The sequence below is a fragment of the Methylobacterium brachiatum genome, from assembly GCF_020523825.1.
Classification (GTDB): Bacteria; Pseudomonadota; Alphaproteobacteria; order Rhizobiales; family Beijerinckiaceae; genus Methylobacterium; species Methylobacterium brachiatum.
Genome location: NZ_JAJALK010000003.1, coordinates 134259 through 145771 on the forward strand (window position 1 = coordinate 134259; position 11513 = coordinate 145771).

Sequence of the window (11513 nt, forward strand, 5' to 3'; positions counted from 1 at the left end):
TGACCTATGGACGAACGAGGTACCCTACGTGAATACCGGCACTGTGAAGTGGTATAACGAGACCAAGGGCTACGGCTTCATTCAGCCCGATGACGGCGGCAAGGACGTTTTCGTTCACATCTCCGCCGTAGAGCGGGCTGGCATGCGTAACTTGGTCGAGGGCCAGCGGCTCTCGTACGAGATCCTGACGGACAAGCGCAGCGGCAAGGACGCCGCCGGCAACCTTCAGGCCGCCTGAACCCGCGAACGGGATTGAACCAGCCGCACCAGGCGGCTCCCCCTTCCGACGCTTCCATCCGGGCAATCGCCCGGGCCGCGGGGGCGTCGGAGGCAACCAGCAGAAACGACGCCGGGCGCGCACAGACGTCCGGTCCAGAAAAGAAAAGACACACGCGATAATGATGTTCGAATACACGCGGCGCCGCGGCGTCCGCTCCCCCGTCACCGATGCGTCGACCTTCCGGGTCGGTCGGCTGGCGCGGGCCAATTCCGCGAACGAGGCCGGGACCGATCTCAGCAACCTGATCGATCGGTCCTACAACTACCATTCCCCCCGGGAACTGCGCTGGCATCTCGCCGAGCGCTTCGGGCTCGCGCCCAACGCCGTGGTCATCCGCGAGGCGGCGGCGGCCTGAGGGCCGATCCGGCCCGATAGGGTCCCCGCACGTTCAGAGCGTCTGGAGCCGCGTTCGATCGATGATCGAGCGCGGCTTTTGCGTGGGCTCGGGCCGACACGCGTCGCCCGCTTGCGCCCCGGCGCGGCCCTATCGATCCCAGGCCGCCAGAACCAGGTCCCGCAGGGCGACCGGTGTCGCCAGCAATTCGCCATGGACCGGGTCGGGCCGGTTGTAGGTGGTCGCCTGACCCTTGAGGTCGCAGACCACGCCGCCGGCCTCCCGCAGGATCAGGTCGGCCGCCGCTATATCCCAGTCGCGGGCATTGCCGGAGATCAGCCCGACATCGACCGAGCCTTCCGCCACCCGGGCGAGCCGCAGGGCCAGCGACGGGATGCGGTCGATCCGCTCGAAATCGACATCGGCGCCGGCGCCCCGGGATAGGCGGTCGAGCATCGGCTTCGGCCCGGTGATCCGCGCGCCGGGCAGCGTCTCCTTGGCATCGACCCGGATCGGCTCGCCGTTCCGCGTGGCGCCGTGTCCGAGCACCGCCTCGTAATCGGCATTGCCGACGGGGGCGTGGACGAAGCCGATCCGCGGCTGGCCGCCGGCCAGCAGCGCGACCGCGATCGACCAGTCGGGATGGCCCGACAGGAACGCCCGGGTGCCGTCGATCGGGTCGACGATCCAGACGAGGTCGTGGCCGATGCGCGACGGGTCGTCCGCGGTCTCCTCGGACAGCCAGGCCGCCTCCGGCACCAGCGCGCTGAGGCGGATCTTCAGGAAGGTGTCGACCGCCACGTCGGCCTCCGTCACCGGAGACCCGCCGGCCTTCGACCAGATCCGCGCGGAGGTCTGGCCGCCCAGCCTGAAGAACGGGCGGGCGATATCGGCGGCCTCGCGCATGACCGCGCGCAGGTCCGGCATCAGGGCGGATACGGCCGCGTCGGAGAGGGGCTCGGGCATCGCGCTCCGCAGGGAATGCGTCAGGCCCGGATCGGGCCACGTCGGGGCCTCCGCCCGGCAGGTCGGAGGTACTGAGCCGGCTCGGCAGGAGGTTGTGGGTACCGGAGGGCCGTGCCGCCCGGTGGCCTCCGTTGTAGGGCGCCAGCCCCACGGCCACAAGGATCCGCACTCCACCACCGGGATCGATCGAGACTGATCGATCTTCGCAAGGAGTTGTTGAGCATTCAAGGAAGCATTGAGCATTCCTCAAATGACATCCCCGTCCAGAATCGCTTAACGACGGTGCTTAAGCTGTGCGGAGGAGTTCGGGTGCGATTTTGCTTGGCATAACGGACGGCCCGACACGGGTCGCCACTTGCCCCAGGGACTCGGACAGATGAACACTTCCTCGTTCACGGACGAACGTCGCGAAGGACCTTTCATGGATGCCCAAGGGGCCGCTTCCGCTTTCGCCCCGTCGCCCCTGCCGGTGATCGGCCGGGTCCCCGGCGCCCGCAAGGCCGCCGGGATCGCCCTGGCCTACGCCACCGAGGACGCTGAGATCTGCGGCGCCGACCGGTTCAGCCTGATCCTGGTCGATGCCGAGGGCGAGGAGCTGCACCGCCTCGGCTGCTTCGACGAGGACGACGTGGTCGCCATCTGGCGGGACATCGCCGCCCGGGCCGGGCTGGTCCGGATGATCGTCCGCGAGGACGGCGTGCTGGTGCCGGTCTCCGAGCAGATCGGCCGGCTGATCCTCGGGCGCGTGCGCATCCGCCGCCGGCATGCCGGGCTCGGCGCCCGCCGCCCGCGCTTCCTGGCCCGCCGCAAGACCGGCCGGCTGCCGGCCCGTCCGCAGATCTTCCGCGGCGAGAACGAGATCATCGCCCGCACCTGATCGCGCTGCCGGATCTCAGGAGAGGCTGCGCAGCAGCGCGTCAGCCGAGAGCCCGACGAACAGGATCAGGCCGGCATCCCGGTTCGAGCGGAACAGGGTCAGCGCACCCCGCCCGTCGCGCTCCCGCAGCGACAGGACCTGCCATCCGAGATGCGCGGCGAAGGCCGCGACCCCGAGAAAACCCACGAGTCCCGCGCCTGCGCCCCAGGCGGCCAGCGCGACGAACAGCGCGGCGAGCGCGTAGCACAGGCCCACGGCGCCCCGGACGTGCCGGCCGAACAGGCGGGCCGAGGAGTGGATGCCGGCGATCTCGTCATCCTCGATGTCCTGGACCGCGTAGATCGTGTCGTAGCCGACCACCCAGCAGATCGTGCCCGCGTAGAGCAGCAGCGCCGGGGCATCGAGGCGGGCGAACAGGGCCGCCCAGCCCATCAGCGCCCCCCACGCGAAGGCCAGGCCCAGCACCGCCTGCGGCATCGGCATGACCCGCTTCATGAACGGGTAGATCGCGACCGGCAGCAGGGAGCACAGCCCGACGAGCACCGCCTGCTCGTTGAACTGCAGCAAGACCGCCAAGCCGACGAGCAACTGAGCCAGCAGGAACAGCGCCGCGTGGCGCGGCCGGACCTGCCCGGAGGGGAGGGGACGCTGGCGCGTGCGCTCGACCTGGGCGTCGAGGTCGCGGTCGGCGATGTCGTTGTAGGTCGAGCCCGCGCCGCGCATCGCCACCGCGCCGATCAGGAACAGCAGGCCGTGCCAGGGATCGGGGAAGGACAGGTCGGCCTTGATGGCCGCCAGGGCGGACGACCACCAGCACGGCAGGAGCAGGAGCCACCAGCCGATCGGCCGGTCGATGCGCGCCAGGCGCAGATAGGGCCGCCAGGGCCGCGGCGCCGCGCGCTCGACCCAATGCCCGCTCACCGCGTCGGCCGGACGCCCGTCCTCTGCCGCCGTCCCGCTCATCGGTCGGATCTCCGGTCGTCCCACGCGCCATCTCGCTCCGTCACGGAGCTAGCAGATTCACACATCAGGGCCGGCAGCAAGCGCCCGAAGCGCTGTGTCCTGTCTCTCGCACGGGTCACGGACCATGCCGGTTCGAGCGCCCCCGCTGTTGTGGGGCTCAACGTGCCCCCTCTCCCGTGCGGGAGAGGGCTGGGGTGAGGGACCAGGGCTTTCCGGTGGGGTCGCATCCCTCACCCTGTCCCTCTCCCGCACGGGAGAGGGGACCTGCGTATCGTCCGGAGATGTGTGAGTCCGGTCGCGCAGGGACGGGCGGGATGGCGCGTGTCATCGATCGATAGGACACGCTGTCGAGCGTGAGGCAATCCGAAGCGCGCTGCGTGGGGACTTGGTGCGGGGACGTGCGCCCCGGCCTGGACGCCTCTACAGGGCGCCCTGCGGCAGCTTGAAGCTGCCGGTCAGGCCCGGGCCGCCGAGCAGGCCGCTGCTGGCGCCGTTCTGGGCCTGGGCGCGGGCCTGCGCCTCCATCTTGGTCGCCTGGGCCGCGACGCCGCAGATCTTGGTGCGGATGCCGCTGACCTTGAGGTGGTCGGCCTTGAAGCCCTCGGCGAAGGAATCCGGGATCGAGCACCATTCCTTGTTGGCGGCGATCCACTTCATGCCTTCGGCCCCGTTGGACTGGAGCTTGCCGAACAGCGCGCAGGCTTCCTGCGGCGTCATCTTCTTCTTGCTGTTCGACGCGGCGTTGGCGCGGGAGACCAGCGCCTTGCGCTCGGCGAGCGTCTTCTGGATCGTCCCGCATTCCGGGGCCGCGCCCTGCGCGAAGGCTGCCGTGCCGAACAGCAGGCCGCCGACGAGCGCCGCCGCCCCCAGACTCAAGCTCCCGTATGCCATCCTGCGACTCCCTCAGACGCCTGCCGGAACCCGCGCACCGCCGGCCCCACTCCGTTCCCTTGGGTTCGCCATAGGAATGTGGCGTCAATCGAGCGGCAAACCGGCGAGGCCATGCTGGTGTGGGGGAAGCGCCAAAAACCGGCCTTCGTAACCTTTTCGCAACAGGTTTGCGGGTTGCCGGGCGCCTCGACTCGCGTTGACAGCACCGCCGGCGCGCGCGACCACCCGGCCATGCCGGCCTACGACTTCACCGCCCCGCGTCTCCATGTCGAATCGGATCTCGCCGCCGGCGTGGTCCTGCCGCTCGACCGGGCCCAGGCGAATTACCTGCTCAATGTCCTGCGCCGGGGTCCCGACGATCCGGTTCTGGTGTTCAACGGGCGGGACGGGGAATGGCGCGCGCACCTCGTGCAGACCGGCCGGAAGGGCGCGGATCTCCACGTCTCCGAGCGCACCCGCGCCCAGACGCCGCGCGCCGACCTGCACTACCTATTCGCGCCCCTGAAGAGCGCGCGGCTCGATTATCTCGCCCAGAAGGCGGTTGAGATGGGCGCCGGGACGATCCGCCCGGTCATCACCCGGTACACGCAGGGCGAGCGGATCAACATGGACCGCCTGCGTGCCAACGCCGTCGAGGCCGCCGAGCAATGCGGCATCCTGGCGATCCCCGATTGTCCGGAGCCGGAGAAGCTCGGCCCGGCGCTCACGGGTCTCGCGCCCGAGCGGCTGCTCGTGTTCTGCGACGAGGACGCCCCCGTCAGCGACCCGGTCCGCGCCCTGCGCGAGGCCGCCGATCCCGCGCAGCCGCCGCCCCTCGCCGTCCTGGTTGGGCCGGAGGGCGGCTTCTCGGACGACGAGCGCGCGGCGATCCGGGCGCGGCCGAACACGGTCGCGCTGTCGCTCGGGCCGCGGATCCTGCGGGCCGACACGGCGGCGGTCGCGGTGCTGACCCTGGTCCAGGCGGTGCTCGGCGACGCGCGCTGACGCGTAGGCCGGCCGAAGCGTGTGTGCCGGCGCACATGAGAGCGGCGGGCCACGGGATTGTTCCGCCGAAGCGGGGTGAACAGGGGCCCCGGTCCACGGCGCCGCGTTGTCGGTTCCCGAAGCCTCGATTATGTCCCGAACCGGACGCCGCCCGCGCCGTGCTCTCGAAGCCGGCGCGGGCGTCCGTCCGGTCTCCGCTCGCGGGACGGGGTTGAGCCGGACGGACTCGTCGGAGCATTCCGGTGCGCTCCCGTCCCGGGCGTATGGTTCACAGGCACGGGCAGGCAGCGCATGGCGCGCGACAGCAACGACACCACGCCGCTCACCACGCGCGCCGAACTTATCGAGTGGTTCGCCGCCGGCGAGAAGCCGCGCGCGCGATTCGCCATCGGCACGGAGCACGAGAAGATCCCGTTCTACCGGGAGAGCCGCGAGCCGGTGCCCTATGACGGCGAGCGCGGCATCCGCGCGCTGCTGGAAGGGCTCGCCCGGGAGACGGGTTGGGAGCCGATCCTCGATCTCGGCAACATCATCGGCCTCTCGGCCGAGGAGGGCGGCGCGATCTCGATCGAGCCGGGCGGGCAGTTCGAGCTGTCCGGCGCGGCGCTGCCGGATGTGCACGCCACCGCTTCCGAGCTCGCCGCCCATCTGGCGGCGACCAAGCGCGCGGCCGATCCGCTCGATATCGGCTTCCTGACGCTCGGCATGAGCCCGCGCTGGCGCCGGGACGAGACCCCGGTCATGCCCAAGAGCCGCTACAAGATCATGGCCGGCTACATGCCGAAGGTCGGCTCCCTCGGCCTCGACATGATGCTGCGCACCGCCACCGTGCAGGTGAATCTCGACTTCGCCTCCGAGCCCGACATGGTGCGCAAGATGCGCGCCTCCCTGGCGCTCCAGCCGGTGGCGACCGCCCTGTTCGCCAATTCGCCCTTCACCGACGGGCGGCCCAACGGCTTCCTGTCCCGCCGCTCCGAGATCTGGCGCGACACCGATCCCCACCGCACCGGCATGCTGCCCTTCGCGTTCGAATCCGGGTTCGGCTACGAGGCCTATGTCGACTGGCTGCTCGACATGCCGATGTATTTCGTCAAGCGCGGCGACATCTACCACGACGTCTCGGGCGCCTCGTTCCGCGACCTGATGGCCGGCAAGCTGGCGCAGCTCCCGGGCGAGTACGCCACGGTCGCCGACTGGGCCAACCACGCCTCCACGGCCTTCCCGGAGGTGCGGCTCAAGCGCTTCCTGGAGATGCGCGGCGCCGATGTCGGCGATCCCGGCATGATCGCGGCCCAGGCCGCCTTCTGGGCCGGGCTGCTCTACGACGAGGCGGCGCTGGACGCCTCCCTGGATCTCGTGAAGGGCTGGAGCCCGGCCAACCGCGAGGCCGCCCGCGCCACCGCGCCGCGCCTCGGCCTCGCCGCCCCGGTGGCCAACACCACGCTCGGCGCGGTCGCCGCCGAGGCGCTTGCCATCGCCCGCGCCGGCCTGCGCGCCCGTGACCGCCGCGATGCCGAGGGTCGCGACGAGACGGTCTACCTCCAGCCGCTCGAGGCGATCGTCACCGCGGGACGCACCCGGGCGGACGATCTGCTCGCCGATTACGAGGGCCGCTGGAGCGCCTGCGTGCGCCCGGCCTTCACGGAATGCGTGTTCTGAACCGCCGATCCTAAGCGTCGTGCGGCCGCACACCGGCGCCTGGAACGAAGTGCGATACCTGGATGTTCACACGCCGATCGTTCAGCGCGTGGAGGAGGTGTCCATGTCCCGCATCACCACATCCGTCGTCGCCGGCGCCTCGGCCTTGGCCATGATCGCCGGTTCGTTCACCGCAGCCGAGGCTGCGCCGCTGCCGGCTCAGACCGCCGTGCAGGTCGGCGGCCCGACCACCCAGATCGACACGGTCGGCTGGCGGCGCGGCTATTACGGCGGCTACGGCTACCGCCGCGGCTATGGCGGCCGGGTCGCCGGCGCAGTCGCGGCCGGTGCCGCCCTCGGCATCATCGGCGGTGCCCTGGCAGCCAGCGCGGCGCCCCGCTACGGCTATTACGGCGGCGGCTACGGCTACCCGGCCTATGGCTACGCCCCGGTCGGCGGTTACGCCTATCCGGCTTACGGCTACGCCCCGGCCTACGGCTACTACGATTACGGCTGGTAAGCCCTGATCCAACCGGCTTGAAGACACCCGGCCTCCGCGAGGCCGGGCGTTTTTGTTTGCCGGCGCACGCACGCGACCCGCCGCACGTTAAACGTGCGCCGCAAGCTTCGAACAAGGCCCGCAAGGCTTATCGGATTCCGGCCATGAGATCGGATCCCTCCGAGGCCGAATCCCTTGTCGAGGAGTCCGTGCCATGATCCGCTTCACCGCCGCTCTCGCGGCCGGCCTGGTCTCCACCGTGACCGCCGGCGGCGTCTGCTCCGCGGCCGATCTGGGCCCGTATCGCGCCCCGCAGGCCGCCCCGGTCGGGCGCTCGGCCGTCGTCGCCGGCGCGCGGGTCGTCCGGCCGGAATACAGCTATTACGGCGAGTACGGCTATCCGGTGCCGTTCGGCTACGGCTACGCCTACGCGCCGACCCCGGGCCGCAACATGGAATACGGCTATTACGGCCCGACCTATTATGTGTTCGCGCCGGACACCTATCGCGGCCCGATCTTCGGCTATCACGAGTGGTAGGGACGCCGGCCCTGGAGCCATACGTTTGCTGGATGATGCGGCGGAGAGCGTCGAGCTCGACCTCACGGGGCTGAAATGCCCGCTGCCGGTGCTACGCACGCGCAAGGCCCTGCGCGCCCTCGGGGCCGGGCGCGTCCTGGTGGTGACCTGCACCGATCCGATGGCGATGATCGACATCCCGAACATGGTGCGGGAGGAGGGCGCCGCACTCGATTCGGCCGAGCGGGACGGGGATCGCCTGCGCTTCCGCATGAGGGCCTCCGCGAAGCCGCCGCATTCCTGAGCGATCCGTCGCGTTCCCTAGGTTGAGGCGGAGACGGCATGGCACCACGGATCGGGGGCGTGCGCCTCGTGCACGAGGGGTGGGCCCGGTACCTCGTGGCCGAGGTGATGCAGGACGACGGCACGCGCATCACCCGCGAAATGGAAGATCACGGCCGGGCCGTCGCGGTTCTGCCCTACGACCCGGTCCGGCGGGTCGCGACGCTGGTCTCGCAGTTCCGGGCGCCGGTGCTCTATTCGGGCGGCCCGCCGAGCCATGTCGAGGTGCCGGCAGGCCTTCTCGACGACGGCGCCCCGGAGGACGAGGTCCGGCGCGAGGCCGTCGAGGAGACGGGGCTGCGGCTCGGCGACCTCGACCTCGTGGCGAGCGCCTGGACGATGCCGGGCATCTCGACCGAGCGGATGGACCTGTTCCTGGCAGCCTACGGCGAATCCGATCGCATGGGCGCGGGCGGTGGCCTGGCCGCCGAGGGCGAGGCGGTCGCCGTCCACGAGATCCCGCTGTCGGAACTGGTGGCGATGAGCCGCCGCGGCGCGCTCACCGACATGAAGTCGCTGCTGTTGCTGTTCGCGCTGCAATTGCGGCGGCCGGAGCTGTTTGCGTAGGGCGCCTGCAACGCCTTGACGTGACGGATGCGGGCGTGGACGGGCTCAGGCCGGCGCAACGGGCGCCGCCCCGGCCCTCAATCCCGCCGCCCCGAAGCCCGGTCCCGCGCGGCGATGCCGATGAAGCGCCAGGATTCGATGAAGTAGCGGCGGAACAGCCGCCGCGGCGCACAGAGGAAGCGGAAGACCCATTCGAGGCCCAGCCGCTGCATCAGCCACGGGGCGCGGGGTACGTAGCCCGCCGCGACCGAGAGCGCTTCGCCCACGCAGAACACCACCGGATTGCCGAGCGCGCGGCCCTGGCGATCGACCCAGATCTCCGATTTCGGCGCGCCGACGCCCATCACCAGCAGGGTCGTGCCGTGGGTGCGGATCCGCTCGGCGAGGGCCCGTCCGTAGGATGCGTCGTCCTCGAAGCCGAAGGGCGGGACCGCACTCGCCACGGCGCCGTCCGGGAGGCCGGCGGCCTGGAGGCGCGTGGTCAGCGTGTCGGCGGCATCCTGCCGGGCGGCGACGAAGAACACCCGGCGGGCGAAGGGCGGCGGGTCGGCCAGCACGCAGGCCAGGAGGTCGTGGCCGGTGATCCGCTCGGCCGGCCGCCCGCTCGTCGCCCGGGCGAGCCAGACCAGCGGCATGCCGTCGAGGGTCCGGGCGGCGGCACGGGCGTAGGCGTCGCGGAAATCCGCATCCTCGGCGAGCTGGACGATGTGGTCGACATTGGCGGTGACGATCGTCCGGGGGCCGACCGCGTGATGCGCCGCGACCGCCGCGACGATCGCCGGAGCCGAGCCGGTGTGGAAGCTGTAGCCGAACAGCGTGACGGTCGTGGACGGGTCCGACGCCCCGCGACCGGGCGATGCGGAACGGTCCGGCCCGGCCCGGTCTTGCCATGCCGCCTCTGGATCTGCCGGGCCCGGGGCCTCGACATCACGCATCGGCGGCCCGGAAGCTCGTTCCGGGCCGGGCGGCCGCGCGGCGGAACCGGCGGCGGTCGCTGTCGGCGCCGAGCGCCAACGCGATGGCGCCGCCGAGCAGCAGGCCGAGCACCAGAGCCACCGGCAGCACGATCTTCGGCGAGGGCGGGAAGGTCCGCTGCCGGGCCGGGGTCGCCTCCGAGATGATCCGGACGTTGGTGGTGTTGAGCCGCTCCTGCTCGCTCGCCTCGCGGGCGCGCTTCAGATAGGCCTCGTAGACCCCGCGGCGGGCCTCGAGGGTGCGCTCCAGCTCGCGCAGGCCGACATAAGCGCGGTCGCTGCTCACCGTCTCGTTCTTGACCCGGTCGAGATTGGCCCGGATCGCCGCCTCGCTGGCCGCAGCCCGGTCGTAATCCTTCTGGGTCGTGTCGATGATCCGCTCCTTCTCGCGCTGGATCAGGCGCTGGAGGTCGCGCTGCTGGGCGTATTGCTCGGCCATGGCCGGGTGGCGCTCGCCGAGCCGTGTGGCGAGCTCGGCGGTGTTGCGCGAGAGCGTGGCGTATTGCTGCCGCAGCGCCTGCATCTCCAGGGATTGCAGCATCTCGGGCAGGGCGGTGCTCGGATCCGAGGTGCGCATCTTGCGGGCCTGGTCCAGGCGCGACTTCGCCTCGGCGGTCTTGATCGAGGCGGTGACGAGCTGCTGGTTCAGGTCGCCGAGCTGCTGGTCGGTGAGCAGGCGGCCGCTCGCGGCCACGAGCTTGTGGGCCTCGCGGTAGCGCACCACCTCGCCCTCGGCCTGCTCGACGTCGCGCTTGAGGCTGCCGAGCCGTCCGGTGAGGGCGTCGAAGGCGCGCCGGGCGGTCTCGGTGCGGGCCGCTGCCTCCTCGGCGAAGTAGGCGGCGCCGATCGCGTTGGCGATCCGGGCGGCCTTCTCGGGATCGCGTGACTGGACCGACACGTCGATCACGAAGGTCCGCTCGGCCCGGCGCACGCTGAGCTTGGTCTGGAGCGTGTCGAGGGCGATGTTGACCGGGTCGCGGCTCGCCGCCGGCGGCACCATGCCGAGCGCGCCCTTGATCCAGGCGAGCGTCGGGTTGTTGCCGTCCGGCATCACGAACTCGTCGTCCTGGTCGAGATGCAGCGTGGCGATGACCCGACGCAGGACGTTGTCGGACTGGATCACCCGGACCTGGCTCTCGGCGATCGACACGCCGCTATCGGCCTGGGGCTGGCGCGCGTTGACGTCGTTCTCGACGACCCGGAGATCGCTGGGATCGACCAGCACCTGGATGGACGAGGTGTAGCGCGGCGGGATCAGGCCGAGCAGCGCCACTGCGGCCGCCACCATGAACAGGGCGCCGAGCAGGATGAAGCCGCTGCCCCGCCACAGGCGGCGCAGGATCACGCGCGCCTCCGTGCGCGGCTCGGCGGGTTGCGGCAGCACCATGCGGACGGGCTGCTCACCGCTCATGCGTGTCGAGAAGTCGAACATGCGCCTCGCTCCTGACCGACCGTGAGGCGGTCCGTGCCGCCCTGAACCGCCATCCGGGTCCCGTCCCCTTTCCGGTCACCCGCGTGCCGTTCCGGGACGAGACCTCGGCCGAGGCGATGTCGTCCCGTCACTGCAGCAATCAGCATACCGAACCAGTACTCTCGCCTTGAAGCGCAACCTGCAGCAGGCTTCGTGTAGATATCGCATACCCAACTAGAACGCTCTGTCACGTTTTTGTGGCGCCAACAG

General features: G+C 70.9%; 14 protein-coding genes. 9 read left to right on the forward strand and 5 right to left on the reverse strand.

The window, feature by feature from the left end; genetic code table 11:
• Nucleotides 1-28: 28 nt before the first annotated feature.
• Together LGR69_RS07675 and LGR69_RS07680 are read left to right on the forward strand one after the other, a co-directional pair.
• Nucleotides 29-238: a cold-shock protein gene (locus LGR69_RS07675; protein WP_007565868.1), complete on the forward strand. Its 210-nt coding sequence runs from the start codon at nt 29-31 to the stop codon at nt 236-238.
• Nucleotides 239-398: 160 nt separating this feature from the next.
• On the forward strand, nt 399-635 hold the full coding sequence (locus LGR69_RS07680; RefSeq protein WP_007565867.1) for a hypothetical protein: 237 nt from the start codon (nt 399-401) through the stop codon (nt 633-635).
• Nucleotides 636-764: 129 nt separating this feature from the next.
• Here LGR69_RS07680 and LGR69_RS07685 read toward each other — a convergent pair whose 3' ends face one another.
• Nucleotides 765-1580, reverse strand: a complete 816-nt coding sequence (locus LGR69_RS07685) for an inositol monophosphatase family protein (RefSeq protein WP_007565866.1) — start codon at nt 1578-1580, stop codon at nt 765-767.
• 421 nt (nt 1581-2001) lie between these two features.
• Between LGR69_RS07685 and LGR69_RS07690 the strand changes: the two genes are divergently transcribed.
• Entirely contained in the window at nt 2002-2457 is a 456-nt protein-coding gene (locus LGR69_RS07690; protein ID WP_230365667.1) for a DUF6101 family protein, read from the forward strand.
• Nucleotides 2458-2472: 15 nt separating this feature from the next.
• Here LGR69_RS07690 and ubiA read toward each other — a convergent pair whose 3' ends face one another.
• The gene (ubiA, locus tag LGR69_RS07695; RefSeq protein ID WP_007565864.1) at nt 2473-3420 is read right to left on the reverse strand and encodes a 4-hydroxybenzoate octaprenyltransferase; all 948 of its coding nucleotides are present in this window, start codon (nt 3418-3420) and stop codon (nt 2473-2475) included.
• 420 nt (nt 3421-3840) lie between these two features.
• A complete protein-coding gene (locus LGR69_RS07700) occupies nt 3841-4311 on the reverse strand; it encodes a hypothetical protein (protein ID WP_050733332.1) in 471 nt (156 codons plus the stop codon).
• A gap of 231 nt (nt 4312-4542) precedes the next feature.
• Here LGR69_RS07700 and LGR69_RS07705 point away from each other — a divergent pair, with 231 nt between their 5' ends.
• From LGR69_RS07705 to LGR69_RS07730, 6 genes are all read left to right on the forward strand, one after another.
• The gene (locus LGR69_RS07705; RefSeq protein ID WP_230365668.1) at nt 4543-5295 is read left to right on the forward strand and encodes a 16S rRNA (uracil(1498)-N(3))-methyltransferase; all 753 of its coding nucleotides are present in this window, start codon (nt 4543-4545) and stop codon (nt 5293-5295) included.
• Nucleotides 5296-5586: 291 nt separating this feature from the next.
• Entirely contained in the window at nt 5587-6954 is a 1368-nt protein-coding gene (locus LGR69_RS07710) for a glutamate--cysteine ligase (protein ID WP_230365669.1), read from the forward strand.
• A gap of 103 nt (nt 6955-7057) precedes the next feature.
• Nucleotides 7058-7453, forward strand: coding sequence for a hypothetical protein (locus tag LGR69_RS07715; RefSeq protein WP_007569230.1), 396 nt, complete (start codon nt 7058-7060; stop codon nt 7451-7453).
• A 193-nt stretch (nt 7454-7646) separates the two neighbouring features.
• Entirely contained in the window at nt 7647-7970 is a 324-nt protein-coding gene (locus LGR69_RS07720) for a hypothetical protein (protein ID WP_230365670.1), read from the forward strand.
• 25 nt (nt 7971-7995) lie between these two features.
• Nucleotides 7996-8253, forward strand: coding sequence for a sulfurtransferase TusA family protein (locus LGR69_RS07725; RefSeq protein ID WP_370881353.1), 258 nt, complete (start codon nt 7996-7998; stop codon nt 8251-8253).
• Between the two features lie 38 nt (nt 8254-8291).
• The gene (locus LGR69_RS07730) at nt 8292-8858 is read left to right on the forward strand and encodes an NUDIX domain-containing protein (RefSeq protein WP_091862973.1); all 567 of its coding nucleotides are present in this window, start codon (nt 8292-8294) and stop codon (nt 8856-8858) included.
• Nucleotides 8859-8935: 77 nt separating this feature from the next.
• Here LGR69_RS07730 and LGR69_RS07735 read toward each other — a convergent pair whose 3' ends face one another.
• A complete protein-coding gene (locus tag LGR69_RS07735; protein ID WP_230365671.1) occupies nt 8936-9793 on the reverse strand; it encodes a WecB/TagA/CpsF family glycosyltransferase in 858 nt (285 codons plus the stop codon).
• The gene (locus LGR69_RS07740; protein ID WP_122162421.1) at nt 9786-11264 is read right to left on the reverse strand and encodes a GumC family protein; all 1479 of its coding nucleotides are present in this window, start codon (nt 11262-11264) and stop codon (nt 9786-9788) included. The genes LGR69_RS07735 and LGR69_RS07740 overlap by 8 nt, the downstream gene beginning before the upstream one ends.
• Nucleotides 11265-11513: the final 249 nt, after the last annotated feature.